At 66.3% G+C, this 26,281-nt stretch carries 22 protein-coding genes and 3 pseudogenes; 10 read left to right on the top strand and 15 right to left on the bottom strand.

The window, feature by feature from the left end:
* Positions 1-332: 332 nt before the first annotated feature.
* From FCN18_RS37605 to FCN18_RS37560, 10 genes are all read right to left on the bottom strand, one after another.
* Complete coding sequence (locus FCN18_RS37605; RefSeq protein WP_137097455.1) at positions 333-1,283, bottom strand: sugar kinase; 951 nt, start codon at positions 1,281-1,283, stop codon at positions 333-335.
* Positions 1,280-1,912, bottom strand: a complete 633-nt coding sequence (locus tag FCN18_RS37600; RefSeq protein ID WP_110342941.1) for a bifunctional 4-hydroxy-2-oxoglutarate aldolase/2-dehydro-3-deoxy-phosphogluconate aldolase — start codon at positions 1,910-1,912, stop codon at positions 1,280-1,282. The genes FCN18_RS37605 and FCN18_RS37600 overlap by 4 nt, the downstream gene beginning before the upstream one ends.
* The gene (locus tag FCN18_RS37595; RefSeq protein WP_110342942.1) at positions 1,909-3,036 is read right to left on the bottom strand and encodes a mandelate racemase/muconate lactonizing enzyme family protein; all 1,128 of its coding nucleotides are present in this window, start codon (positions 3,034-3,036) and stop codon (positions 1,909-1,911) included. Before FCN18_RS37595 ends, FCN18_RS37600 begins: the two co-directional genes overlap by 4 nt.
* Positions 3,037-3,131: 95 nt before the next feature.
* Entirely contained in the window at positions 3,132-3,836 is a 705-nt protein-coding gene (locus tag FCN18_RS37590) for a gluconate 2-dehydrogenase subunit 3 family protein (protein ID WP_137097454.1), read from the bottom strand.
* Positions 3,837-3,867: 31 nt separating this feature from the next.
* On the bottom strand, positions 3,868-5,535 hold the full coding sequence (locus FCN18_RS37585) for a GMC family oxidoreductase (protein WP_137097453.1): 1,668 nt from the start codon (positions 5,533-5,535) through the stop codon (positions 3,868-3,870).
* A gap of 19 nt (positions 5,536-5,554) precedes the next feature.
* Positions 5,555-7,216, bottom strand: a complete 1,662-nt coding sequence (locus FCN18_RS37580) for a GMC family oxidoreductase (RefSeq protein WP_137097452.1) — start codon at positions 7,214-7,216, stop codon at positions 5,555-5,557.
* Positions 7,216-7,797: a gluconate 2-dehydrogenase subunit 3 family protein gene (locus FCN18_RS37575; protein WP_158303274.1), complete on the bottom strand. Its 582-nt coding sequence runs from the start codon at positions 7,795-7,797 to the stop codon at positions 7,216-7,218. The genes FCN18_RS37580 and FCN18_RS37575 overlap by 1 nt, the downstream gene beginning before the upstream one ends.
* Positions 7,798-7,895: 98 nt before the next feature.
* Positions 7,896-8,420 carry a type 1 glutamine amidotransferase domain-containing protein gene (locus tag FCN18_RS37570; protein ID WP_206078089.1) on the bottom strand — a complete coding sequence of 175 codons (525 nt, stop codon included), beginning with the start codon at positions 8,418-8,420 and terminating at the stop codon, positions 7,896-7,898.
* Positions 8,421-8,462: 42 nt separating this feature from the next.
* The gene (locus tag FCN18_RS37565; RefSeq protein WP_137097449.1) at positions 8,463-9,164 is read right to left on the bottom strand and encodes a cysteine hydrolase family protein; all 702 of its coding nucleotides are present in this window, start codon (positions 9,162-9,164) and stop codon (positions 8,463-8,465) included.
* A gap of 110 nt (positions 9,165-9,274) precedes the next feature.
* A complete protein-coding gene (locus FCN18_RS37560; protein ID WP_137097448.1) occupies positions 9,275-10,012 on the bottom strand; it encodes a FadR/GntR family transcriptional regulator in 738 nt (245 codons plus the stop codon).
* A 282-nt stretch (positions 10,013-10,294) separates the two neighbouring features.
* Between FCN18_RS37560 and FCN18_RS37555 the strand changes: the two genes are divergently transcribed.
* From FCN18_RS37555 to FCN18_RS37515, 8 genes and pseudogenes are all read left to right on the top strand, one after another.
* Positions 10,295-11,278, top strand: coding sequence for an SMP-30/gluconolactonase/LRE family protein (locus FCN18_RS37555; protein WP_137097447.1), 984 nt, complete (start codon positions 10,295-10,297; stop codon positions 11,276-11,278).
* Positions 11,279-12,028: 750 nt separating this feature from the next.
* Complete coding sequence (locus FCN18_RS37545) at positions 12,029-12,418, top strand: type 2 periplasmic-binding domain-containing protein (RefSeq protein ID WP_137097446.1); 390 nt, start codon at positions 12,029-12,031, stop codon at positions 12,416-12,418.
* Positions 12,419-13,486: an extracellular solute-binding protein gene (locus FCN18_RS37540; protein ID WP_137097445.1), complete on the top strand. Its 1,068-nt coding sequence runs from the start codon at positions 12,419-12,421 to the stop codon at positions 13,484-13,486.
* Entirely contained in the window at positions 13,486-14,427 is a 942-nt protein-coding gene (locus FCN18_RS37535; RefSeq protein WP_137097444.1) for a carbohydrate ABC transporter permease, read from the top strand. Before FCN18_RS37540 ends, FCN18_RS37535 begins: the two co-directional genes overlap by 1 nt.
* Positions 14,428-14,430: 3 nt before the next feature.
* The gene (locus FCN18_RS37530; protein WP_137097443.1) at positions 14,431-15,264 is read left to right on the top strand and encodes a carbohydrate ABC transporter permease; all 834 of its coding nucleotides are present in this window, start codon (positions 14,431-14,433) and stop codon (positions 15,262-15,264) included.
* 13 nt (positions 15,265-15,277) lie between these two features.
* Complete coding sequence (locus FCN18_RS37525; RefSeq protein ID WP_137097442.1) at positions 15,278-16,309, top strand: alcohol dehydrogenase catalytic domain-containing protein; 1,032 nt, start codon at positions 15,278-15,280, stop codon at positions 16,307-16,309.
* Positions 16,310-16,403: 94 nt separating this feature from the next.
* Positions 16,404-16,982 (top strand): annotated as a pseudogene (locus FCN18_RS37520) (transposase); the annotation flags it as partial.
* 101 nt (positions 16,983-17,083) lie between these two features.
* Complete coding sequence (locus tag FCN18_RS37515; RefSeq protein ID WP_228714336.1) at positions 17,084-17,944, top strand: IS110 family RNA-guided transposase; 861 nt, start codon at positions 17,084-17,086, stop codon at positions 17,942-17,944.
* Positions 17,945-17,959: 15 nt separating this feature from the next.
* Here FCN18_RS37515 and FCN18_RS37510 read toward each other — a convergent pair whose 3' ends face one another.
* Positions 17,960-19,222: an IS256 family transposase gene (locus tag FCN18_RS37510; protein WP_137097457.1), complete on the bottom strand. Its 1,263-nt coding sequence runs from the start codon at positions 19,220-19,222 to the stop codon at positions 17,960-17,962.
* A gap of 122 nt (positions 19,223-19,344) precedes the next feature.
* Positions 19,345-20,858: pseudogene (locus FCN18_RS37505) on the bottom strand (ISL3 family transposase).
* A 373-nt stretch (positions 20,859-21,231) separates the two neighbouring features.
* Between FCN18_RS37505 and FCN18_RS41030 the strand changes: the two are divergent.
* Positions 21,232-21,518: pseudogene (locus tag FCN18_RS41030) on the top strand (transposase); the annotation flags it as partial.
* Here the strand turns inward: FCN18_RS41030 and FCN18_RS37495 are convergent.
* From FCN18_RS37495 to FCN18_RS37485, 3 genes are all read right to left on the bottom strand, one after another.
* Positions 21,509-22,513 (bottom strand): nucleoside hydrolase, encoded by a 1,005-nt coding sequence (locus FCN18_RS37495; protein ID WP_228714334.1) that lies wholly within the window; start codon positions 22,511-22,513, stop codon positions 21,509-21,511. The pseudogene FCN18_RS41030 and the gene FCN18_RS37495 overlap by 10 nt on opposite strands.
* A gap of 126 nt (positions 22,514-22,639) precedes the next feature.
* Complete coding sequence (locus FCN18_RS37490; RefSeq protein ID WP_137097440.1) at positions 22,640-23,002, bottom strand: cupin domain-containing protein; 363 nt, start codon at positions 23,000-23,002, stop codon at positions 22,640-22,642.
* 229 nt (positions 23,003-23,231) lie between these two features.
* Positions 23,232-24,317 (bottom strand): phosphotriesterase family protein, encoded by a 1,086-nt coding sequence (locus tag FCN18_RS37485; RefSeq protein ID WP_137097439.1) that lies wholly within the window; start codon positions 24,315-24,317, stop codon positions 23,232-23,234.
* Positions 24,318-25,161: 844 nt separating this feature from the next.
* Here FCN18_RS37485 and FCN18_RS37480 point away from each other — a divergent pair.
* The gene (locus FCN18_RS37480; protein WP_137097438.1) at positions 25,162-26,112 is read left to right on the top strand and encodes a flavin reductase; all 951 of its coding nucleotides are present in this window, start codon (positions 25,162-25,164) and stop codon (positions 26,110-26,112) included.
* Positions 26,113-26,281: the final 169 nt, after the last annotated feature.

The following is a 26,281-nucleotide window of genomic DNA, read 5'->3' as shown; positions in this document are numbered from 1 at the left end:
AACCGCATACCACTCCACTAAGATAAGAAACACATCATCCGTGGCTTACACGGAAATCATGACAGTGCCGCTGGAGCCCTCCGGCACCTGTTCAACCGGTTCCTCGCCCAGTTCCACCACTGCCTGCGAACCGGCCAAACCTACGACGCCACCAAGGCCTTCGACACCCCGCTCGACCCGCCGACCGGGATCGTCTATTCAGCGGTCCCTCGATGCCACCAGGTCCGGTGACACCCCCGGATCATGGACTCGACTGGGACATCAGTGATGCGGGACCTGGCGACCACAGCTCCTTGATCAGGAACTACGAAGAAGGTAACGGTGCAGCGCACTCAGCGGATGACGGTGCCGTGCCGGGAGGTGAGCAGGCTCAGTTCGTCGCGATGCGGGAAGCCCTCCCAATCACCGGGCACCGAGACGGCGCACGCGCCGCACGCGGCGGCTGTGGCCAGCCGCTCGGTGACCGGCTCCCCGCTCATCAGCTCCGCGAGGTACCCGGCGACGAACGCGTCCCCGGCACCGACCGCGTCGATCGCCTCCACGGGGAGCGCGTCGACCGCCACCGGCGCGCCGTCCACCCAGCCCACCGCACCGCGCGCGCCGAGCTTGATCACGACCTCGCGCGGACCGAGCCCGGCGAGCCGCCGCGCCTGAACCTCCGGCGCGCCAGTGACCCCGAGCAGTTCGGCTTCATCGTCGCCAGCGAAGAGCACGTCGCAGTGCCGTACCAACTCGCGCAGCACGGGCGTGGCCCGCTCGGCCGGCCACAATGCCGCCCGGTAGTTCACGTCGAGCGAGACCAGTACGCCTAGAGTCCGGGCCAGCTCGACACTGGCCCGGACCGTCTCGCACGCGCTGTCACTCAGCGCCGGGGTGATCCCGGTCAGATGCAGAATCTGGGCCCCGCGCAGCACGGATTCATCCACATCTGACGGACGGAGCCGGGCGCCGGGCCCGCCCTGCCGGTAGTAGGTCACCCGGGCGATCCCGGGCTGCGGCCGTTCCTTGATCATCAGGCTGGTCGGCACCTCGGAGTCGCGTACCGCGGCGTCGACGTCCACACCCTCGCCCCGAATGCGGGTCAGCACCGTCTCGCCGAGCTCGTCCGCGCCGACCCGGCCGAACCACGCCGCGGGGAGGCCGAGCCGGGCTACTCCGATGGCAACGTTCGACTCGGCCCCGCCGATGCCCAGCATCAGGCTGCCCGCGTGGCGCAACCGGCCGACTGTGGGCGGCGTGAACAGCGCCATTGTTTCGCCGAAGGTCACCAGCCCGCCGGTCATGCGGCCACCGCGTCCCGGGCGGCGAGCGCGGTGCGCACACGGGCCGCCAGCGCGTCCAGGTCACCACCGCGTAGCGCGTCGCCGAGCAGTTCACCACCGAGGCCCACCGCGGCGGCACCGGCCGCCAGGTACGCGCCCACGTCATCGACGTCGACCCCGCCGGTCGGCACCAGCGGCACGTCCGGCAGCGGTCCACGGACCGCCCGCAGGAAACCGGGCCCGCCCAAGTGGGCGGCGGGGAACACCTTGACCGCGGCCGCCCCGGCCGCGTGCGCGTCGTAGATCTCGGTGGGCGTGGCGGCACCGGAGACGATCGGCACCCCGCGATCGACGGCCAGCTCGATGACGTCGGGGCGGCAGGTGGGGGTGAACAGGCATTGTGCGCCCGCGTCCACCGACACCTCGACGTCGAGCTCGGTGCGCACGCTGCCCATGCCGAGGACGGCGTCGTCCGGCAAGCGCTCGCGCAGCTCAGCGAGCGCCGCCGCCGCTTCCGGCGTGGTCAGCGTGAGCTCGATGACGCGGACACCCGCCCGGTAGACCAGCTCCGCGACCTCGGGGACCCGGTCCGCGGACGCGGCCCGGAGGATCGCGATGACCTCGGGCCGGCCGAACAGCGGGGCACTCATGCCGTGGTCACCGCGAAGCGCTGGTAGGCGTCCGGGCTGAGATTGACGCCGATACCGGGCGCATCGGAGGCGGTCACGTAGCCGTCCCGCACCTCCAGCGGGTTCTTCAGCAGGCCGTCCCAACCCGGGCCGCCGTAGGCGTCGACCTCGATGAGCGGCGCATTCTCGCACGCCAGGATCAGGTGCAACCCGGCCGCGAGCGCGATGCCGGTACCTGAGGAGCAAGCGATGTGCGGCACGCAGGTGAGGTTCCAGGTGCTGGCCAGGTCCGCCACACGCTTGGCCTCCGAGATACCGCCGACGCTGGTGCAGTCCGGCTGGACGACGTCGAAGGTACGGCGGGTGAGCAGGTCGATGTACTCGAAGCGGGTGAGCAGCGACTCGCCTCCGGCTAGCCGCAGTGAAACCCGGTCGGCGAGCCAGGAGTGGTCGTCCACGTACTGGGTCAGGCTGCGCGACAGGATCGGCTCTTCGAGCCAGGCGACGTCGAGGGCTTCCAGTTCGCGGGCGAGCCGCAGGGCACTGCGGCGGTCGTAGGACATGTTGGCGTCAACCATGAGATCGACCTTGGGCCCCACCGCGTCGCGCACCGAGCCCACCAACTCGACCGTTTGCGCCAGCTCCTTGGTGGCTCGCAGCTTGATCGCGGTGAACCCGTCCGCCACCGCCTTGCGGCATTCCTCGACGATCTCGGCGGTGGGCTTGAGCGACGGCGCGAAGTACGCGCGGACGCTGGGTTTCGACGCGCCCAGCAGCCGGTACACCGGCTGGTTGGCGATCTTGCCTAGCAGGTCCCACAGCGCGATGTCCACGCCGCTGATGGCGTAGGTTTCGATGCCACGACGGCCCCACATGTGCGTCGCGTCGAGCATCTGCTGCCACAGCGCACCGATGTCGCGGGGGTCCTTGCCGATGAGCATCGGCGCGAGCTGGGAGTTGATGATCGGCCCCACGGTGGGGAAGTACTCCGCCGAGAAGCCGGCCTCGCCGATCCCCTCAAACCCCTCGTCGGTGGTGATCCGGACGACGATCCCGCCCTTGACATGGACGGCCATGGCCCCCCAGCGCAGCTCCTCCTCGAGCGGAGAGCCGAGCGGCGTCGCAGAGACACCAGTGATTCGCATGTATCGAGCTCCTTGTTTGGCGTGGCGGAGACCGCCGTGCGGGGCACCGCCTGCAGGGTTTGCCCCGCACGGGCGGCGGGAGTGCGCTCTCGGCGCTAGCCGCCGGACCGCATCTTCAGCTGCGGGACGAGCTCGTGCCAGTCGTACTCCGGTACGAAGTACTCGGTCGTGCTGTACGTGCCGTCCATGGTGTCCTTGAGCGATTTCGGCCCGGGGAAGCCGATCGTGCGCCATCCCATCCGGTCCTTGTTCCCGCCGTACACCGGATCGCAGTAGAAGCCCTGCCGCACGTGCAGGCAAAGCGCGTCGAAGAAGGACAGGCCCTCATCGAAGCAGCCCTGGAGGAAGGTGCCGACCGATTCGGTCGTGCCGAGCGTGACCGGCTTCGGTTTCGGTGCGCCGGAAAGGATCTCCAGGACACTGTCCTGCTCCGACTCGGCAAGTGCCTTGAAGTGCTTGCCGAACTCCCGCTCCGCGATCGCGTCGAGCTCGAGGATGCCGTCGCGGTAGGTCTGCTGCATATCGGCGATCCGGGCCCGCCACGCGTCGGCGAACTTGTCGGTAAGCTTGAGGAATCCGCTGCCGTCCGCGGCAGCGAAGACGTAGTCGGTGCCGGAGAGGTAGCGGTCGAGGAACACGATCACCCGGGCCTCGCGTGCACCGGGGTCGTGGTCGGTGGGAATGATCCGGGCGGCGGCCGCCTCGATGGTCTCCCAGCCGTGGTCGGTAAAGAAGAGCCGCTCGTCGGAATCGGGGTCTATCGGCGCGCCGACGATCTCCCAATCGGACTTGAGGGTCATGACCGCACTCCTTTCTTGTCCTGGGTGGAATTCAGCCGACCTTGATGCGCTCTTCGCGGCCCTTGGCGTAGACCTGGGTGATGTAGTCACAGGCCCGCCACGCGTTGGCCATCATGGTGAGCGTCGGGTTGACACCCGTCGAACTGGGGAAGCCGGCGCCGTCCACCACGAAGAGGTTGTCCACGTCGTGGCTCTGGCACCATTCGTTGAGCACCGTCGTCGCCGGGTCGGTGCCCATCCGCGCGGTGCCGTGCTGGTGACAGGTGTTGCCGGTCATCCGCTGCAGGTACACCGGAATCGTCTTGCGTGCCCCAGCCGCCCGCAGGATCTCGGCGTTCTTGTCCACCTGCCACTTGCTCATCGCGACGTCGTTGGCGTGCGGCTTGTGCGTGATCCGCGCGACCGGCAGGCCCCAGGCGTCCTTGACGGTCGGGTCCAGGTCCACCCGATTCGACTCGACCGGCATGTCGTGCAGGATCGCACCGATCTTCATGGCGAAGCTGAAGTAGTCGCGGTCGGCGTCCTTCATCGCCTGGCCCCAGGTCGGGCGACCGGGGAACACCATGTTGATCGGGTGGCAGGTCTGCGAGGCCGAGATCAGGCAGCCACCGATGTGACCGCGGTCCTCGTCGGTCTCGTAGAACTCGAAGGTGCCGCCACTGATGTAGTTACCGGTCCAGCCGTACAGTGGGTCGTCGATCTCCTGGTCGAACAAGCCCACGGCGAACACGTACTCGTGGAAGGTCGCGTTCTTGCCGAGCTGGCCGCTGGAGTTGCCCAGCCCGTCCGGGAACCGGGGCGACTTCGACATCAGCATCAGCCGCGCGGACTCGATCGCGCCGAGGCTCAGTACCACGATGTCGGCGTCCTGCTCTACCTCGTTGCCGTCCGGGTCGATGTAGATCACACCGGTCGCCCTGCCGTCCTTGCCGACCTTGATCTCGCGGACGAAGGACTCCGCGCGCAGTTCGAAGTTGCCTGTCGCCACCGCTTCCGGGATGAAGGTGGTCAGCGTGTTGGACCGCGCGGTGCTCGGGTCGCCGTATTGGTTCCAGAAACTGGTGGTGTTGAAGGGATCCCGGCCCTTGTGCTGGTTCGTGACCATTGCGTGCGGGATCGGGAAGCCGTTGATGCCGAGCTTGTTGCACGCCTCGTAGAACCGCTTGCCGAAGCGGGTCGGGCGCAGCGGTGTGCTCGGGTAGCCCTTGCTCCGGTACGGCTCGTACTTGTCGGCACCGGCGATGCCAGAGACGCCGAACTCCCATTCCACCTTGGTCAGGTAGGGCTCGAGGTGCTCGTAGCGGATCGGCCAGTCGGCGAGGTTCGCGCCATCGAGGTCGCCGTGCAGGGAACGCTGGAGGAAGTCCGACTCACGCGGCCGCGGCACCCAGCCCGCCCAGTGGTTGGTGCCACCGCCGACCAGCTGCGGGGTGGGGGAGAAGGGGAACGGCTCGGCCACCGACTCCTCGTCGTGGCGCAGGGTGCGTGGGAACAGTTTGGGGTCCGGCCACAGGTAGTTGCGGTTGATGAACTTGAGCTCGTCGCCGGAGTAGTGCTCCTGCGCCCGCAGCCACGGGCCTCGGTCGAACCCGACGACCTTCATCCCCGCCTCGGACAGCACCTTGGCCGCGGTACCGCCGGTCGCCCCCAATCCGACCACGATCGCGTCGACCGGGTCCGGCTTCCTGGTGTGTGTCATGGTGTTCTCCTTTGTGGCCTTAGAAACCCGGCGCATCCGCGTTCGCGGGCGTCGTGGTCTGGGCGAGGATGTCGCCGTGCCGGCGTTTGATGTATTCCGCGCACCGCACGGCGACGGCCTGCAGTGTGCTGGTCGGGTTGACCGCGGCCCCGGTGGTCAGCGAGCTCGCATCGGTGATGAACAGGTTGGGCACGTCCCAGGTCTGGTTCCATTTGTTGGTCACGGAATCCTCGGGGGTGTTGCCCATCCGGCACGTGCCCATGATGTGCCAGCCCGGGGGCGGTCCCTCGACGCCGCCGATGCCGGTGCTCGCGGTGTCGATCACGCCACCTGCCGCGTCCGCGGCTTGGCGGGCCCGCCGCCTGCCCCACTCGATCAGCCGCCGGTCGTTCTCGTGCAGCTCGTAGTACACGTGCGGCGCGGGAAGGCCACTGGAATCGGTGACCTCCGGGTCGAGCGTCACCCGGTTGGTCCGCACCGGGAGGTCCTCACCCTGCACGTAGACCAGCGCGTGCCGGCCGAAATGCTCGTTGAAGAACTTCCGGTGTCCGGCGCCCCAGGGCGCGATGTTGCCGGTGTTGGTGCCCAGCGCGCTGTTCGCCGCGCCCAGCGCAGTGCCGACCTGTAGCGAGAACCCGTTCACGAAACCGCGTTCGGGGTCGGTGTCATAGAACTGCTGGCTGTAGAGCACCGCGGGTTCCGGTCCCTTGAACCCCTCCAGGGGCTCGTCGAACCAGAAGTCCTCGAAGGACCAACTGTGGAACATCAGGTGTGTGCCGACCAGCCCGTTGGAGTTGGCCAGGCCGTCGGGATGACCCTCCTGCGCGGACAGCAGCAGCAGCCGCGGCGTGCCGATCGAGTTGGCGGCCACCACCACGATCCGCGCGCGCACCTCGTGCCGGGAACCGGTGATCCGGTCGACGTAGGTCGCCCCGGTGGCGCGCCCGTTCTTCGCGTTGATCCGCTCGACCCGGGCGTTGGTGCGCAGGTCGACACCGTTGCGCAGCGCCCTGGGCCAGTAGGTCACGTCGGTCGAGGCGATCGCGTGCCGGGGACAGCCGCCGAGGCAGAAGCCACAGTCGTTGCAGGGCAGGCGCGCGTCCTTCGGCACGGTCAGGATCGCGTTGTCCGCGGGCCACCAGTGCCAGCCAAGCTTGTCGAAGCCCCGGGCCATCTTGTGCCCGACCTTGCCGCCGCGATTGGCAGGGCCCCAGCCCTCGGGACGTGGCGGGTTACCTGGATCGCCGGTCCGCCGCGCCACCCCGATCTCGGCGTCGTTGATGAAGTAGAACGGCTCGAGCTCCTCGTAGCTGATCGGCCAGTCGATGGTGCCCTCGACGCCGTGCTCGGTGCCCTTGCGGAAGTCGACCGGCTTGAACCGCGGCCACGCACCGGCATAGTGCAGCGTCGAGCCACCGACGCCGTTCATCAGCATCGGTTCCGTGTTCCCGGTGATCGGGTAGTCCTCAGGGAACATCCGGACGTTGGGGTGCCAGGACCAGGCGCGGTGGCGCTCGAGCTCCCAGCCGTCATAGAAATGCGGGTGGTCCATCGGGTGCAGCCAGTCGCCCTGTTCCAGGCAGACGACCTTGATCCCGTCATCGGACAGACGCTTGCTCATCGCCGCGCCGCCGGCACCCGCGCCGATCACCAGCACGTCGGTTTCGGTGTAGGCGGCCATCAGCTACTCGCCTCCCGCAGGTGGGCGGGGAGCTCGACGCGCCGGACCTCGGCGGTGCGCCGGTACGAACCGCGCACCCGGGCGAGCAACTCGTCGTCCCAGTCGTCCATCACGTCGGTGTAGCCGTAGGGCTGCGGGGACAGGCGGTAGTCTTGTCCCGCGCGCAGCGTGCGGTTCATCATGTGCACGACCGGGGGCCGCGAGTAGTAGGCGTAGTACACAACGTCACGCATGTGTCCGAAGAACTCGGGCTCGTCCCGCTCTAGTCCCGTCAGGACGGTCACGCGTTCCGCCGAGGTGGCCTGGAGGAAGCCGTCACCCAGTTTTTCCAGCCGTGCCTTGAAGTCGTCCTCGCCGAGACACGGGAACCATTTCGCGTCCTGCCCGGCGGGGGTGACGTACCTGGTGATGAACGAAAGGACATCGACCTCACTCGGTGGCGGGAAACCGGCGCCGCCCGGGATGAGTTCGTCGGCCACCGCGTTGAGCACCGCGGCCTGCCGGTCGGTCAGCCGGACCGGTGGGAGCCAGCCGCCCAGCGGCGGTTTGCCGCCGGCGGCGGAAAGTTTGAGGTCCACCACGTGCCTGCTCCTTTGCATGACGTCCGGTTCCGCGGCGCGCCCGAGCCGGTCGGCTCGGGCGCGCCCGTTGGCGGTGGGGAGGGAGTCGTTCTGGAAGGTCAGTTCTTCTCGAGGTACTCGACGATCGCGCGGCCGAAGTCGGGCAGGTCGACCGGCGTGCGGGAGGTGATCACATTCCCATCGATGACGACCGGCTCGTCGACCCAGGTGCCGCCCGCGTTCTGCACGTCGTCCTTGATCGGCAGATACCCGGTGATCTTGCGGCCCTTGGTGACGCCGGCGGAGCAGAGCATCCAGCCGGCGTGGCAGATCGCGGCGACCAGCTTGCCCGACTCGTGGGCGTCCCGGACCAGCGCCACCATCTCCGGGTGCAGGCGCATGTTGTCCGGCGCGAAGCCGCCCGGGATCACGATGGCGTGGAAGTCGCTCGCGGACACCTCGGCCGCTGCGGCGTCGACCTCCATCGGGTAGTGCTCCTTGCTGTCGTAGCTGCTTTTGGTGCCGCTGCCGATCACCTTGACCTCGGCGCCCGCTTCCTGCAGTCGCAGCTTCGGGTACCAGCCCTCGAGAATCTGGTACTCGTCTTCGATCAGCAGCGCTACGCGCTTACCGGAAAGCGACATGATTTCCTTTCTCGTGACGGGATTGGGCGTCTGTGGCGCTGTTCAGGCGCCGATCATCCGCAGGAACTCGATGCTCGTGCGCACGTCGCCGTGGTTGGCGTGGATCTGGCGCAGCGCCTCCCAGTGCTGGCCGAAGCCCAGCGGATCCTCCTTGCCGGAGGGAATCGCGGCCGTGGTGTCTGCGAGCACGATCATCTTGTAGTCCTGGTTGGCGCCGTCGATCGCCGTGGCGAGCTGGCAGTTTCCGGTGGACAGTCCGGCCACCACCAGGGTGTCCGCGCCCGCCCGGCGCATGTACTCGTTCAGCGCGGTGCCGTAGAACGAGCTGAACCGGTGCTTGCGGAAGACCGGCTCGTCGTCGAGCGGCTTGAGGTCGTCGACCAGCTCGTCTCCGCCGTTGCCCCAGGCACCGGGGAATGTGGCCAGCTGGCCTTCCAGGCCCCACTTGGTGTCCGCGAACCCGGCGTCCTTGCCGTCCGGGCGCAGGCCCCACAGCGACCACGCCACCGGGATTGCCTTGGCGCGGCAGGCTTCCAGGACGTTCTTCACGGGTTCGACGACGTCCTTGCCTTCGGGCGCGCCGCCCGTACTCGGGATGTACATCGCGCCGCCGGGCTCGGCGCAGGCCTTCTGCATGTCCAGGACGAGCAGCATAGTCTTCTCCGGATCGATCGTTGGGGCGACCCAGTTCGACCGGTCGATCCACTCGTCGATGTGCTCATAGGTGTAGTCGAGCGACGACATCGTTGCTCCTTCTCATTTGCGACTGCAAATACATCTTGCGGCCTCACCGAGTGGGTAAGGGGAATGAAACGGCTGTTGTGCTTTTCGGAAACTCGTCTTGTGGAAGTGTTCTACCGGCCGGACTTCTTAGCCGGCTCGGCGGGGTCGAGGTGTTTCACGATTTCTCGCTCTACCTCACGAATGTGCTTGACCGCGGCGCTCCTGGCTTCCCGGACGCTCCGGGCGAGAATGGCGGCCACGATCCTGCGGTGGCTGTTGTGTGCGGATTCGCGCCGCCCGGGGAGCTGGATGACGCGGTGTGAGTAGGTGATGAACAGAGGCATGATGCTCTCGTAGACGCGTTCCCAGATCCGGTTCTTCGTAGCTTTCACGATGGCTCTGTGTAGTTCCGCGTCCAGTTTCACGAAAGCGTCGTTGGACAGGCTGGGATTACCCGCCTCGTCGAGAATTCGCTGCAACTCCTCCGCTTCGTTGTCGGTAATGCGCCTGGCGGCCATTCCAGCAGCATCCCGCTCGAGGGATAGGCGTGCTTCGAAAAGCTCCGGCACGGTGAAGTCGTCGAACAGCAACAGTTCGGACAGCATGGGCGCGGATTTCGTGTTGCTGACCACGAATACACCGATTCCGTGCTCGGTGCGGAGTAGCCCGTTAGCCTCAACGAGGCGTAGGGCCTCCCGCATCGAACTGCGACCGACGCCGAACTGTTCGGCCAGGGCGCGCTCCGGAGGCAGCTTGTCGCCGGGCTGGTACTCGCCCTGCTCGATCAGTTGTTCCAGTTGTGCCGCCACTGAATCGGACACTTTCAGGCGCCGGACCGGCTCGATGCGCCGGTTGCCGCGGTCAGTCATCTTAGCAACCTATCTCGGGTCCGGACTCCGTTTCCCGCTTCGTGATCGGGGGGGGGGTGGTCAGGTGGTCTGAACAGTAGGCGGGTCCGCCGGATACTGTCAAGCACTCCCATCGGATCCGGGCCCTGCGTGATTTGCTCTGCCGCACAAGGAATATTGCCGCGAAGCTGCCGGTGTGGTCCGGTTCGTCGCAGGTCGGGCGAGGGTCCGCCCTCTTGACAGCGCTGGATGCCGGATTACAGTTCAGACCACCTGACCACTGTTGCGGAGGGATCGCGCCCGATGGCCGACGGCGGACTGCTGGAGATCCGGGACGAGCGCCTGCGCGAGCTCGTGGTGGACGAGGCACTGGCGCGCCTTGAGACCGGATTCCGGTTCGTCGAGGGTCCAGTGTGGCATCCGGCCAAGCGGCACCTGGTATTCAGCGACATCCAGGCCGACCGGATGTACCGCCGATCCGCGTCGGGGGAGCTGACCACGTACCGGCGGCCCAGTCGGATGGCCAACGGGAACGCCTATGACGGTGCTGGCCGACTGCTTACCTGCGAACACGCGACCAGCAGGCTGGTGCGCGAGGAGGCGGATGGCACGCTGACCGTGCTCGCTGACAGCTATAACGGCCGGAAGCTCAACAGCCCGAATGACGTCGTCGTGGCCCGGGACGGCACGATCCTCTTCACTGATCCGGCGTACGGGCGCGGTGCTCCCTACGGCGTCCCGCGCGAGCCCGAGCTCCCGTTCCGCGGTGTCTACCGCGTCGACCCGGACACTGGTGAACTCTCCGTGCTGGCAAAGGATTTTGACGGACCCAACGGGCTTTGCCTCTCAGCGGACGAGCGGTACCTGTTCGTCAACGACACCGAGCGCAGGCACATCCGCCGGTTCGGCTTCGACGGTCAGAAACTCACCGGCGGTGCGGTGTGGGCGGAGGTGACCGGCCAGGGCATCGGCGTGCCCGACGGCATGAAGGTGGATGCCGTGGGAAACCTGTACTGCACCGGGCCCGGCGGCATCCATGTCTTCGATGCCGAGGCCACCTGCCTGGGCGTCATCCGGGTTCCTGAGGACCCGGCGAACTTCGCGTGGGGGGAGAATGACCTACGCTCGCTCTACATCTGCGCCACGACCTCGCTTTACCGGTGCCGGACGAAGTTGCCGGGGCTCGCGTCGGCGACGCCATCCACCTCTACAATCTCGGCTGGTCCCTGGCGCGAGCTGGCGAACACCGGGCGTCAACCACACCACCGTGCTGAACAGGCTGGGTGAACCTGGTACCGCACGCGAGACTCCCATGGGCGTCCGCGCGTCGAAGCGCGTGGTCCTCGATGATGCGGCGCGCAGCTATGTCGACTCGATCAGCCTCAGCGGGGCTGCTGTGACTCAGGCTGTCACCGTGATCATGGCCGTCGGCTTCACCTTCCTGTCCGGCGTCGGTAACGTTCAACCTCGCGCTCCGACTCGGTGTGTACCTTGAGGTCGCTCAACTCGTCGCACCTGCTGTTGACCTCTCGATCCTCGGGTTCCTCCTGGCCACCCGGCACTTGGCGCCGGTCGGGGGATGGCGTGAGCGCGACTGCGGTCGGCCCGGGGGCTGCCGATCTTCGCCAGCGTGGTGACCCTGGCCCTGAACGTAGCCGTTCACCTCCGCGAGCAGGTCGTCGAGCATTGCCCGGACTCGGGCGAGCACGGGCACCGGGCCCAATCGATTCCCGCAATTTCCTCGCTGTGGGCGAGAGCCGATCGCCAGATCTGTAGGTCTGGCACTGATGCTCGTCGCTCCCAGCTCCGCGGGCAACATGACCCTCGCCAACCGGAAACGCAGCTCGCGCTGCGCACGCCCTCCGCTTGACATCCCCAGTTCGCCGTCCTCGATCTGCCAGCTCCCCTGTGATAGCCGGCCCGCTGGGTGATCACGGTACGGCCGAAGCCGGATCCTCGCATTCTGCTCAGTCAGTCTTGACTTAGGTTTGTCATGCACATTAATTTGCTCCCGGCAAACGTAAGGGCTCAGTTGACATGGACGTCCAGGAGGTGCACGTGCCGTTCCACCAGCTCACCCGCCGGCGGCTGCTGAGGACCGTGGGACTGGTCTCGGGGGTTGCGGCGTTGGCCGGTTGCGCCGCCGGTCCCGGTCCGGTCGGCGCGCGGCCGGGCGAGCGTAGGCCCGACCGGCTGCGCATGCTCTACGCCACTGTGGAGGGTGATCTGGACGCCGTGCGCCGGCTGCTCCCGGCCTTCCGCGACCGTTTCGGGTTCGACCTGGAGATCGACGGCCAGCCCTACGACGCGCTGCAGCAGCGGACGTTCGCGGAGCTGGCCGTCCGCAGCGGCCACTACGACATCATGATCATGGATACGCCGTGGACGCCGGCGCTGACGAAGGTGATCGAACCGCTCGGCAGCTAGCTGCGCGAGCCGGCGCTCAACGACTTCGCCGAGGTAGACCTCGCCGACTTCGTCCCGAAGATCTTCTACGACACTGCCGTATACCGCGAGGACTCGCCCACGGTGCACTTCCCCGCGACCGACGCGCCGGCCGCGCTAGACGCGATCACTGCCGCCGGGTTCGACGTGTACGGCCTGCCCATCCAAGCCAACGGGCTCACCATGGCCTACCGCAAGAGCCTGTTCGAGGATCCGGCCGAGCGGGAGGCGTTCGCCCGCCACACCGGCAGGCCCCTGACCGTACCGTCCACCTGGGACGAATTCCGCACCGTGGCCGCATTCTTCACCCGGCCCGCCCAACGGTTGTACGGCACGACGTGGATGGCCGGGGTGGGTGACTGGGCGACGGACGACTTCAAGACGCTGCTGGCCAGCTTCGGCGGCGACGGGCACCTGATCGGAGACGATCTGAGCCTGCGCTTCGCGGACGAGCCGGGCGAGCGGGCCTTGGCGTTCTACCGTGACATGATCACCGACAACCCCGTCGTGCCGCCGGGCACCGCATCGGCGTCTTGGGACGAGACCGCGTCCACCTTCGGTGCTGGGCTCACCGCGATGTCGATGAACTACCACAGCATGAAGCTCTACTCGCCCCGCCTCGGCGAGCTCGGCTACGCCCCGGTGCCCCGCGGGCAGGCCGCGGGTCCGCACTTCGGCACGTACATGCTGAGCATCAACCGGAGTTCGGCGCACAAGGCGTGGGCTTATCGCGCCATCACCTGGCTGACGAGCTCCGCTGCCCAACTGGAGATGGCGAAGGCCGGCCTGCACCCGACGCGTACGTCGGTGTACGACCGGCTGGTCGCCGACCCAGCGAACCCGGACGCCGAGTTCTACCGGGCGTTGCGGAACACCCTCGCTATCGGTGTCGGGCGCGCTCGGCTGACCAACTACACCGAGGTGAGCCAGGCGATCGCGGCCGCGGTCAACACCGCCGCGGCTGGGCGGGCCGAGCCCCGCGCGGCGCTCGACCAGGCCGCGAGATCGGTACGCCGCCTGCTGACCGCTGCCGGATACGAGGTGCCCTGATGACGACCCACACCCTTCCGACCAAGGCGGTGTCTACTGTGGACAGCCGCAGGGCGGCTCGGCGCCGGGGCGACCGCACAGGCTGGCTGTTCGCCTCCCCGGCGCTGATCGTGCTCGTCGCGCTGACCGTGGGGCCCACGCTCTACCTGCTCCTGTCCAGCTTCAGTCGCGTCGAGCTGTTCGGCGGGCAGAGCGAGTTCGTGGGGCTGGGCAACTTCGCCGCTGTACTGACCGATCCGGAGATCCTCTCGTCCCTGCTGGCGACGCTCGTGTTCGTCGTCGTCGCAGTGTCGTTGCAGATGTTGCTCGGACTGGGGCTCGCGATCCCGCTCAGCGCGAAGGTGCGCGGCTCAGGGCCGGCCGCCGCGCTCATGCTGCTGCCCTTCGCGGTCGCCCCGGCCGTGTCGGCGCTGCTCTTCCGGCAGCTGGTCAACCCGAACTACGGCTGGGTGAACCACTACCTGGGCGCACTCGGTGTCATCCCGGCCGATCTGGACTGGCTCGGCCGGCCGGCGACGGCCTGGCTCACGGTCCTCGGGCTCGATGTCTGGCAATGGACCCCGTTCGTGGCGCTGATCCTCATGGCGGGTCTGCAGTCGCTGTCGCCGGAGGTACTGGAGGCGGCGGAGATCGACGGCGCCTCCCGCTGGCAGGCGTTCCGGCACGTCACGCTACCGATGCTCACGCCGTTCCTGGGGATCGCGCTCGTGCTGCGGACGATCCAGGCGTTCAAGACGTTCGACTCGTTCCAGGTGCTCACCCGTGGCGGTCCCGGCAATTCGACGGAGATCGTGAACCTGGCCATTTATCGGATCGCGCTGCAGAGCTTCCGGATCGGCGCGGCCGCTGCCGTCGGGCTCCTGCTGCTGGTGCTCCTGCTCGCATTGACACCCGTACTGCTGCGGCTGGTCGGCCGGCGCGGCGACAACGAGGAGGCGTAGGCCGTGGCCAACCGGAAGATCGATGCTCGGGTCGGGCAACTCGTGCTGTGGGCCTGGTTGCTCGTGTCCCTGATCCCCGTCGTGTTCATGGTCGTCACCTCGCTCAAACCGCCAGGCGTCGCCACCAGTGTGCCACCGACTTGGCTGTTCCGGCCCACCCTGGACAACTACGCGATGGTGCTCACCGGCGGCGGGACTGGCCAGGCGTTCGCACCACTGGTGCTCAACAGCGTGATCGTCACGGTCGGCTCCACGATCCTCACCATCCTGCTGGCGGTGCCCGCGGCGTACGCGCTTTCGCTGCGGGAGTTCCGGCCCCGGCGGTTCCTGTCCTCGTGGATCTTGTCGACCTACATGTTCCCGCCGATGGTCTCCGTGGTGCCGCTGTTCATCCTCGCCGGCAACCTCGGGCTGTTCGATACTTACCCGATCCTGATCGTGCCGTACGCCGCGATCAACCTGCCGATCGCGGTGTGGATCCTGCGCAGCAGCATCCTGCAGATCCCCTACGCGATTCAGGAAGCCGCGATGCTCGACGGGCTGACGCGCTGGGGCATCCTGCGCAGGGTGCTCTGGCCGCTGCTCGTGCCGTCGGTGGCCACTGCCGCGATCCTCACCGCGATCTTGTCCTGGAACGAGTTCCTCCTCGCGCTGTCGCTCACCCGCCAGGACGCGAAAACCGCGGCGGTCGGGATCATGGAGTTCACCGGCATGTTCGGAACCGACTGGGGGCTGCTGACCGCCGCCTCGACGGTCATCGTCGCACCGATCATCGTCCTGACCCTGGTCCTGCGCCGCCGGATCATTTCCGGGCTCACCTTCGGCGCCGTCAAATAAGAGGAGTACTGCCATGAAAGCTGTTCAGCTGCCGGGCAACCGCGAGGTACGGGTCGTCGAGCGGGACACGCCGAAACCGGGCCCCGGGGAAGTGCTCGTGCGCACCCGCGCCTCGGCGATCTGCCGCAGTGACATGGGCCTGTACACCGGCGATCCGATCGTCGGTGGCGACGCGGCCGGCGGCGGGCTCGTCGTGCCGGGACACGAACCGGCCGGGGACGTGGTCGAGGTCGGCCAGGGCGTGACGGGCCTCGCGCCAGGCGACCGGGTCACCGCCTACCTGGCGATCGGCTGCCTGCGGTGCGAGTACTGCCGCGCCGGCCAGCCCATGCTGTGTCCCCGCTGGAAGTGCCTCGGGTTCGACGTGGACGGCGGCGATGCCGAGTATTTCGTAGTGCCGGCCGTGAACTGCCTTCCGCTGCCGGACGAACTCTCCTACACCGCTGGAGCGCTGCTCACGGACATGGTGGGCACGCAGTACGCCACCCAGAAGTCCCTCGCCGTGGACGGCGCGAAGACGCTCGCGGTGTTCGGGATGGGCCCGATGGGCGGCGCCGCGGCGCTGGTCGGCAAGGCACTCGGCGCCACGGTGCTCGCTGTCGACCTGCTCGACGACCGGCTCGCGCTGGCCCGAACGCTTGGTGCGGATGCGGTGGTCAACTCCGCTTCCGACGATGCGGTGGTCCGGTTGCGGGAGTTGACCGGCGGCCATGGTCCCGACGTAGTGGTCGAATGCTCCGGCGCACCGCCGGCGCAAAACGCGGCCCTGGACAGCGCGCGCAAGCTCGGCAGCGTCGCTTTCGTCGGCGAATCACGGCAGACCACGATCAACCCGAGCGACCAGCTCATCCGCAAGCTGCTGCGGGTGGTGGGCGGCTGGTACTTCCCCATCGGCCTGTACGCGGAACTCAGCCGCTTCGCCGTGCGCCACGCCTTGCCAATCGAGGAGCTGGTAAGCCACCGGTTCGCGTTGGACGACGCACCCGAGGCGTTCCGCGCGTTCGATCACCGTCTGACCGACAAAGCCGTGTTCACCTGGGACTGAGAGGCCACGACATGCGTTACACCGCGGAAATCCTGCCCTACCACGACTTCCCTCTGGAAGTGGCGCTGCGCGAGCTGGCCGGACTGGGCTTCGACGAAGTCAACCGCAAGGGCACGTCACCGCCGATGTCGTGTTCGCCGAGCGCCCCGCGGAGGCCGCGGATCGCACGGTTCCGGGTCACTGGGAAGGCGACCTCATCATTGGCACCGGCCGGTCAGCGATCGGCACGATCGTCGAACGCAAGAGTCGCTCGACCCTGCTGGTGCATCTGCCGCGCCTGGGAGGCTATGGCGAGATACCACCGGTCAAGAACGGCCCGGCACTCGGTGGATACGGCGCGGCCGCGATGAACGCCGCACTGACGGCATCAATGACCAAGCTTCCCGAGCAGCTCCGCAAGACGCTCACCTGGGACCGCGGCAAAGAGCTCTCCGGCCACGCTCAGTTCGCGCTCGAGACAGGCACGAAGGTGTTCTTCGCGGATCCCCACTCGCCCTGGCAACGCCCGACGAACGAGAACACCTATTGGTGCAGGATGATCAAGGCCGGGCTTCTTCGACGGGAGACGCTCCGGTCGGGTCGCTGGGTGACTCGGAGAACACGTGCCGCAAGGCTTTCCGTTGATGTGTCCACGGTGGTCCACAGGGCGAGAGCCCTGGCCGGGGTGACTTGATAGAAGCCTGCTGAGCCGTCAACTCGCAATAGGTCTGTCCCCTGGCCAGGGCCCTTGCCTCTGCCCCCGTTATCCACGGCAGCGGAGGAGAGGACATTTCGATGGTGACAGTAGGGATCGACCCGCACAAGCACGTCCACGTCGCGGTGGCCGTCAACGCTCAGGGCAGGCGGCTCGGCAAGCCGCTGACCGTGAAGAACGACGCGTTCATGATCACTGTGCTTCTCACCTGGGTTCGGTCGATCGCGGGTGACAACCCCGTAACCTGGGCGATCGAGGACGGCCGTGGGTTCGCCCGCCGCCTGGCTGACGGCCTGTTGCTCGCCGGCCAAGAGGTGGTCTGGGTTCCGGCCCGGTTGACCGCGGCCCACCGCAAGCTGCACGCCACCACCGGCACCAAGTCTGACCCGGTCGACGCCGCCGCAGCCGCTCACGCCGCCCTCGCTACTCCCGGCCTGGACCGGCACCGCATCGACGAGCGAGTGCGTGAGCTGCGTGTCCTGGTCGACTATCGCGCGGATCTCATCAAGCGGCGCACCATGATGATCAATCAGCTCAAGGCGCAACTGCATGTCTGGCTCGACCACACTCCGGGCGATCTCGCCCGTCCCAAGGGCCTGGACGCGGTGACCGCATTGCTGGACGCGGCCTCGCTGGGCGCGCACGTCCGCCAGGCGCTCACCGAGATGAGCATGGAGATTGCTGAGCTCAACCGACGTGTCCGCCAGCTCGACGACGCCATCAGGGAGCTCGTGACCCCGCTGGCCCCCACACTGCTGGAAATCACCGGGATCAGCCACATCTCCGCAGCGATCCTGATCGCTGAAATCGGTGACATCACCCGCTTTTCCAGCTCTGCCAAACTTGCCCGCTACACCGGCTGCGCACCGATCCCTGTTTATGGGCTTCCCCTCGTAGTGTGGAGACATCGCCTTTGGGAGTGTCAGCGATCTTGTGGGTGATGGTGTGATCGCCTGTCAGTGTTGAGCGTCGAGTCGGTCGCCGTAGTGCATGGCGAGCGTGTTCAGCGCTCGTTTCCAACCTACTACTTTTCCGGTGATATTGGAACGGTTTTTCAATGGGTTCCTAATCACGAGATAGAGCACCTTCAGCGCCGCCTGATCGTTGGGGAAATGACCGCGTCGTCGGGTGGCTTGCCGGAATCGAGAGTTCAGGCTCTCGATCGCGTTCGTCGTGTACACCAGCTTCCGCAACTCAGGTGGATAAGCGAGGAAGGGTGTGAATTGTTCCCAGCTGTTGCGCCAGAGCCGGATCATCGCGGGGTATTTTTCTTCCCACTCGGCGCAGAAGTCGCCGAAAAATATTTCAGCGGCATCCGCTGTGGGCGCGGTGTAGATCAGTTTGAGTTGTTTTGTGATCGCCGACCAGTGTTTCTTCGATGCGTAGCGCAGGCTGGCCCGCACCAGATGCACGACGCACAGCTGGACCTCTGCTTGCGGCCACAACCCAGAGATCGCCTCCGGCAGCCCTTTCAGGCCGTCACAGGCGACGATGAGGATGTCCTCGACGCCACGGTTCTTCAAGTCGGCCAGGTGGTTCATCCACCCCTTGGCTCCTTCCCCGCCGGTGCCGACCCACATGCCCAGCACGTCCCGTTCGCCGGCCAGGGTGATCCCGACCGCGATATAGATGGGCCGGTTCGCGACCGCACCGTCGCGAATCTTGACATGAATAGCATCAATCAACACCACGGGATACACGCGATCCAGTGGACGCGCTTGCCAAGAATTGAGGTCATCGACCACCTTATCGGTGATCTTCGAGATCAGCTCACGCGACACCTTCGCGTCATAAATATCTTCGAGGTGCGCTTGGATCTCCCCGGTCGTCAACCCCTTCGCGTACAAGGAGATGACCGCGTCATCGAAACCGTCGACCCGGCGAGCGTATTTCGGCACGATCTGCGGGGTAAAGGTCCCGTCCCGATCGCGAGGCACGTCGATGCGCACCTCGCCCACATCAGTACGCACCGTCTTCGACGACGATCCGTTGCGCTCGTTCGTCCCGACTTTCCCGGCCGCGTCGCCTTTCACATAGCCGAGATGCTCGTCCAACTCGGCGTTCAGCGCCGATTCCAGCACCGTCTTCGTGACCTGCCGCAACAACCCGTTCGGCCCGACCAGCGACACGCCTTCCTCGCGAGCCTTGTCGATCAGCTCCCGCGCGACCCGAACATCAAGATCATCGCCAGCAGCCCTCGGTTCAGCCGAACCGGCCACAGTGTCTTCGCTTGTCAACCTGGATCCTTTCCCACCGGAGCGACCGCTCCAGCATGGTCAAGATCACCCACCACCCACAAGATCACGGGCTCTGGCCCACTTCCGGTGGCGACGCGGTGTAGTTAGCCGAGGAGGATGCGGTGGCGTAGGAGAGTGAAAGCTGCGCGTCCGTACATCTGCCGCTTGATCATCTTCGTCTGGTGTTTATGCCTTCGGTTCGTCCATTGTGGAATGAGTAGGTGAGGGCGGCATTGACGGCGTGGCGGTCGAGCTCGAGCCCGCGAGTGAACGCGTGCAGATGGGGCAGATCCTCGGCCCGAGCCTGGTCGATCCAGCCAGTGAGGCGCATATCGTTGCCGGCGGTGGGCGCCAGAAGGGCGGCGAAGTCGCCGACGAGACCGGCCAGCGCTGTCATCTCGGGGCAGGCGGCCACCGCGGCGTCGAGCCGTTCCCGCTGGTGGTCTTTGAGCCGGTCTGGGCGGGTGAGCAGGTAACGGGCCAGGCGCCGTGGCGAGATCGCCGGCCGGTCGGATTCGACACGGCCTTGGGTGATGTAGCGGTAGAGCAGGTTGAGGCTACCGAGGTAGCCGAGCTGCTTGATCTCAGCGAACAGGTGCTGCACCGGCACGGCAGGATCGACTTCACGGCGGCGTCGCAGATGCTCCCGGTAAGGGTCAACCAACGTGGGGCGGTACTTCGGGGCCCGGACCAGCCGCTCGGGTTCGCCGATCCGGGCGTAGCGCTTGACCGTGTTCAAAGCCAGATTCAACCGACGAGCGCACTCGAGCAGCCCGACTCCGACATCCAGCAGGTCATGAACCTGTTGCCAGCGCTCGCGGGTCGTCTGGGCTTGGATGCCTTCGCGCGGCGGTGGTCCGGTCTTGCCCCAGCAGCTGCTGTGCGCGGCGACCTCTTTGATGACGGCTTCGGCGAGGTTGTGCCAGATGTGCCACCGGTCGCCGACTTGGACCGCGTCGGGTAGAGCACGGCGGATGGCCTCGGCGTAGGCACCTGAGCCGTCCCGGCAGACGACCTCGACATCGGTGTGCTCGCGTAGCCAGGTCTCGAGTGTCTCGGCCCTCCGGTCGGCGAGCACGTCAACGCGCTCCCCGTTCTCCGCGTTGACGATCACCGTGGCGTAGCGCTGCCGTTTACGCAGCGCGAAATCGTCCACGCCGATCACGCGCGGCGTCGCCGAGGCCGGTAACGGCAGCTTCAGCAGCGCCCGCAGCGCTGTCTGCCGCGACAGCGCGACTCCGAACCCGGCCAGCACGCGCGAGCCGGCACGCCCAGCCAGCTCCCGGACCACGCCGCCCACCTGCCTCGTCAGCCGCACGGTGCGCCGCTGGTACCGCTCGATTACGCCGGCCAGCTGCTCACGGAAAGTCTGCCTTGGACACTCAAGGCTGGGACAACGCATCCGCCGCGCACGGAGTCGTATCAGCACGCGCCGCCCGCCGACCGGCATGTCGGCGATCTGCCTATGGAAGTAGCCATGCACACGGCCCGTCTGGGCCGCGCAACCCGGGCAAACCACCGGGCCAGGCGGCGTCGATGCCCGCACCGCGAGAGACCCCGCGTCCTCGTCTACACCGTCGATGACCAGGGCCGACAGCCCCGAGAACACCAGCTTCAGAAGTTGATCAGCATTGCACTGGCCTCACACTGGCACGAGACACCGCATGCGACAGGCACCGACACGCACCGTCACCACCGCATTCGGGCCAGAGCCAGATCACGGACAGTCCCCATGGGCATTCGGGCAACGACTTCGAGTCGCCGGGATCCTGCCTTCCATGGGTAGCGTGGGCGACTCCCTCTTAACCGGCTAATGGCAGTGTTTGTCCAGGTCAGCGACATGCCCTGATCGGGCTACTTTCGGTCTGGTGGGAGTCATGGCTGGTACGTCTGTTCCTCATGGACAGCGACGAGCTTCGGCTTGAGCAGCGAGGCGACGGGTGGGTGTTGGCCGGTCCGGCCGCATCGCGGTTCGGGCTTGTGGATGAGTACTCTGGCGCAACAGCTGGGAAAAATTCATCCCCTTCCTCGCTTATCCGCCAGACTTGCGGAAGCTGGTGTACACGACGAACGAGATCGAGAGCCGGAACTCTCGATTCCGGCAAGCCACCCGACGGAGCGGTCATTTCCCCAACGGTCAGGCGGCGCTCAAGGTGCTCTATCTCGTGATTAGGAATCCGTTGAAGAACCGTTCCAATATCACGGGAAAAGTCGTGCATGGCGAGCGCTGAACACGCTCGCCATGCACGACGGCGACCGGCTCGACGCTCAACACTGACAGGCGATCACATCATCACCCACAAGGTCGCTGACACTCCCAGCCGAAGATCGAACAGTCCCTCCGCGTAGGCACTCGTCGAGAATCTGGTGGAATCGAGCTGAATCCGCGTGCTTCGCGAAACGGACATTCGCCGGCTCGTCTCGGTACCCGTGGAAGTCGACGGTTGTGCGCCCGTAGTTGCACAGGCTCACCGTGTCGACCTCGACGTAGGCCTCAGTGATGTCAAGGACTTTCGGGTCGATCGCATACGCAACGCACAACGCGTCGTGCGGCGGTGCAGACGAGCCGGCTTCGATAGGGCCGACAGACGCTTTGTAACCACCGATGTAGTATTCGGTCACAGCGGACGCGACGTCGCCGGCCCGCGTTCCCAGTGCTCGATAGCGGTGCAAGTCGTCCTGGCTGACGAGCACCTCGTGTGTCGCGTCGAGCGCGGCCATCGTGAGGCGCCTGATGCCAGCTCTCAGCACGACGTTCGCTGCGACGGCGTCGGTGTAGACGTTGAACTCAGCGGCCGCGGTGCGATTCCCGAAGGTCGATGCTCCGCCCATGAAGACGACCTCGTCGATAGCATCGAGGATGTCGGGCGCGACGGTGATCGCGGCGGCGATGTTGGTGAGCGGGGCGACCGGGATCAGCGTGACCTGCCTTGTTGTCTGGCGCAGAGTCTCGATGAGCCATTCGACGCCGTGCCAACTGCGTGGTTGAAGCCCTGAGGTGCCGACAGGCAGTGTGCTCTGATGGAAGACGCCCTCCACCTCGCTCGCGCTGGACGCGTAGGGCCTCGGTGCAAAGGGACGCGAGAGCCCGGCGTGGACCTCAATGTCGCTCCTGTCGATCGCATTCAGCACCCGGAGGGTGTTGTCGGTGGTCTCTTCGAGCGAGAGGTTGCCGGCAACGGTCGTGCAACCAAGAAGCTCGATGGCGGGATGAGTCGCGGCCATGGTGACTGCGACAGCGTCGTCGTTGCCGGTGTCGACATCGAGGATCACGGGACGGCGTATCATGCGGGCCTCTCAAGGTCGGGTTGATGGGGGTTGGGACGCGCTCAGCCATGTCTGCGGTCAAGTCCCGCTGTACTCTCATCGACAACCGCGAGTCCGGCCAGCGCCAAGCCGTCATAAGGAAGGCTGCTGGGCTCCGTAGTCCGACCAGACGGACACCTTGCGCAGCCGTTCCAAAGTGCGCCAGGTGTTCCGTTGGCCGGCATTGAGGCGGACGACATCGCCTGGGCCGATCGCGAGCCTCTCCTTCGTGTCCTCGAATGTCACTTCGGCACGGCCCTCGAGAACGACGAAGATCTCGTCGGCAGTCAGACCGCCGATGAGACCCGGCTCCGCCTCCCACACCCCGACGTTGACGCCGTCGACCATTCCGATGTGGTAGGCCGCCGTGTCGATGGTTGTGCGGCTGTCTTCCAGGGACTCGTAGCCCTCTGCGTCAAGGTGGTAGCTGTATACATTCCCGAGGTGTTGCGTCACCTTCTTGATCCTTTCGTTGTGTGAATCCAGTTGTCGCAGCTGTCGCGCGAACTCTTCGTCGCTACGCGGCCTGCGACTCTTGCAGCCGTGACGTCCATGACGCCCCTCCGTGCATGCGGACCGGCCGTGCGTCCCTCCGACAGGCACCGACGATTAGGGACGTAGTCCAGGCGGGCGCAAAGGCAAGTCGCTTCTACTATGTGGTCTCCCCTTGCGTTCACCGCCGCACTCACGAGCCGCTGTCGCCAGCGGCCGAGGCAAGGGCGGCGCCGACGAACAGGCGCTGGGGGTTGGTCGTCAGCAGATCGGCGGTCACACTTCCCGGCACCCCGTGGCGCTCGAGCCGAGGGAGGAACAGCCGAGGCACGTAGCCGACGCCGTTTCCGCCGTTCCGCGTCCACATGTTCTTGAGCGACAGGTCATGGCTTAGAAGGAGGCGGGAGGCGTGCCCAGCCTCGACGAGGCGCGCGATCGCCGTGGCCGTCTGGTCCGGCGCAGGCGACTGACCCTCGCCCGGAAAGTAGTTGGACATGCCGATCATGTCGAACTCGAGCCAGACACCTCGATCAGCTACCTCGCGTTGGTAGATAACGTCCTCGCCAGATGGATCCATGTGACAAAGGACGACTGCCTCAGGCGCAACACCTTCCTCGCTCAGGACAATGTCCATCACCTCGAAAGCACGGCGTTGCCATCCCGGTAGGTGGATGAGGAGCGGTACGCCCAGTGCCAACTGAGCCCGAGCGGCCGCACGGAGGCGGATCCCTTCTGCGTCGGTAAACTCGGGCGAGACGCCGATCTCTCCGATGACACCCGGCTTTACCCCCGTGTCGCCGACGCCGGCAGCAAACTCGGCGAGGATCTGTGCGTAGAGCTCGGCTGCTGTGGCCAGGGCGGTCCCACTGTCGTGATACGGGTGCACGTACCAACCAGAACCCATGACGATGTTGAGACCGGTTCGCTCGGAGATGTCGCGCAGCGCACGCGGGTTCCGACCGATGTCTCCGTTGGTGCAGTCAACGACCGTCTGTCCTCCTGCGTCGATGAAGCACTGAAGTTCATCGACCACGGCCGTTGTGTCTTCCATGCGTGCGTTGTCGAAGCAGCAGGACGGATCCTCTGTGAGCAGCCAACGGATTGAGGGATCCACACGGCCGGCGAAGACACTGCGGTCAACGGCGCCCTCGGGTTCGCCCAGGGGCTTCGTCCAGTCACAGATGAGGTGCTCGTGCGTCAGCGTCGTTCCGAGCTTGTCGGCCGACACGGGTCCCAGGACGGCGTTGACCTGGACCTGGCTGGCAGAGGCTTCGTCCACAGGTGCAGTTCCCTCGTTGAATCGCGGCGCCGCTCCGCCGCGGCCCGCATTCTCGAATCGTTTCGTGTGGCTGCAGCATAACTGAGCGAAAACCGCCCACGCGGCGGCCTCATCGCTCCCGTGACCTGAGGGCAGGTCGTTCCGGACGTGTAGATCAGTACCATGACATCGTCGGCCGCGCGACCGACGCCGCCGGCCGGATCAGCGCTAGGCTGCTTGCGGCAGCTTACCCCGCCACTTGCTGGACGAGTTCCCTTCGAATGGCACCTTGGTCGACGTCGAGCACGACATCGACAAGCGACCGGGAGCCGTGATCCGGACGCGGCGACCGAAAATCGGCGACCGTCTGCAAGAGCGAGCACAAAGGCGCTGACGACCGCGCCAGCGTCACCCATCGTCCAGAAACAGCGGCGCCTTCGACCCGTCAGACACTGTTGGGTTCCCGACACGCGCGACCGCACCGGTTCGGAAGCCGGCACGCTACAGAAACGCCCCCGCCCACGTTGGTTGGCAGTCGGGGGCCTGCGGACGTGGCGGCGGATGGGTGGGGGGACCTGCCAGGAACGCTTGCGCACAAGAGCAGCCCGGGCTGGATGGAATCGCTTCTACTGCTGTCTTGACGCGTCAGATCGTGCTTATGCCAACAGATGTGCCAAGGTAGGCCATGCCGTTGACACCCCGAGTCGAATCGTTAATACTCTCTCTCCAGAGTGTAGCTGCAGTCCACGCGCCCAGCGAAGCCCTCAGCCGAGTCGTGCGCCCGGGGGCTCGGCACAGTCGGCTAGACCGAGCCGCAACCGTGGCGTCGTCTGCCTCTTGGTGCTAGAAGTGAGGATGGGAAGAGATGTCGGACTTCAAGGACCTGGTGCGTTCGGCTTGGGATGCAGCCTGGAACCAAGGAGACTCCGATGCCTTGGACGAGATCGTCCACGCCGACTACGAGTTGGAGAACGCCGGGCTCGGGCGCACCTCGGGGCTGGCCGAGCTCAAGCGCCAGGTTCGCGACATGCGGGCTTCCATCCCGGACCTGTGGACGACGGTGGACATGATCGTCGTGGACGGCGATGACTTCGCGCTTTTCTGGTCGGCAACCGGTACCTTCATGAACGCGTTCGGCGACGTCCCCCCGACGAGGCGCGCGCTGCACGCCCGAGGCGCCGTACAGGGAACCCTGCGCGATGGCCGGATCATCCGTGAGCGCGTGACCTGGGATCCGACGGTCGACATGCTGTCCGACCTGGGAGCACCTGGCCTGGGATCGGCGCTCGATGCGCCCACGACGCCCAACGGCGCGGGCGAGGTGGTCGAGATGCCCAGCATCGAGGATCTCAAGGAGTTCAACCGGAAGTTCGTCACCGGTGTGACCGTGGTGACGACCATGGACACCGCAGATCGGCCTCGCGGACTAGCCGTCAGCGCTTACATGCCCATCTCGCTGGATCCGCCACTGGTGGCCTTGTGTGTGCAGAAGACATCCTCGACCTACCCGTCGCTCTTCGAATCCAAGCACCTCGGCATCAACATCATCGCTAACACACAGCGTGCGGTCGTCGACAGATTCGCGTCCAAGTCGGACGACAAGTTCGCCGGATTCGATTGGCACGCCGGACCGGAAGGTTCCCCTCTGATCCGCGGGTCGGCCGCATCGATCGAGGCAGAGATCAAGGAACGCTTCCGCGCAAAAACTCACGTTCTGATCGTTGCGCAAGTCACCTACCTGGAGGTTTCCGGCTCGGATCCGATGGTCTACAAAGCCGCGAAGTTCTACGACGGTGCCACCCTGGAGGAAATCTAACAGCCCCCGGCCTCCGACATGCGATTGCATGAAAGGCGATCGATCGCAAAGCCGTAGCGCCGATCGCTATCGCCGGAACGGCTCCACACGTGCTGTAACTGGGCTTCCCCTCGTAGTGTGGAGACATCGCCTTTGAGGAGTTGTGTGGGCGATGGTCAGGAAGTATCGG

This window comes from Prauserella endophytica, from assembly GCF_005146945.1.
GTDB lineage: Bacteria > Actinomycetota > Actinomycetes > Mycobacteriales > Pseudonocardiaceae > Prauserella_A > Prauserella_A endophytica.
The sequence above is the reverse complement of the archived record's forward strand: the minus strand, read 5'-3'. Positions and strand labels throughout refer to the sequence as shown.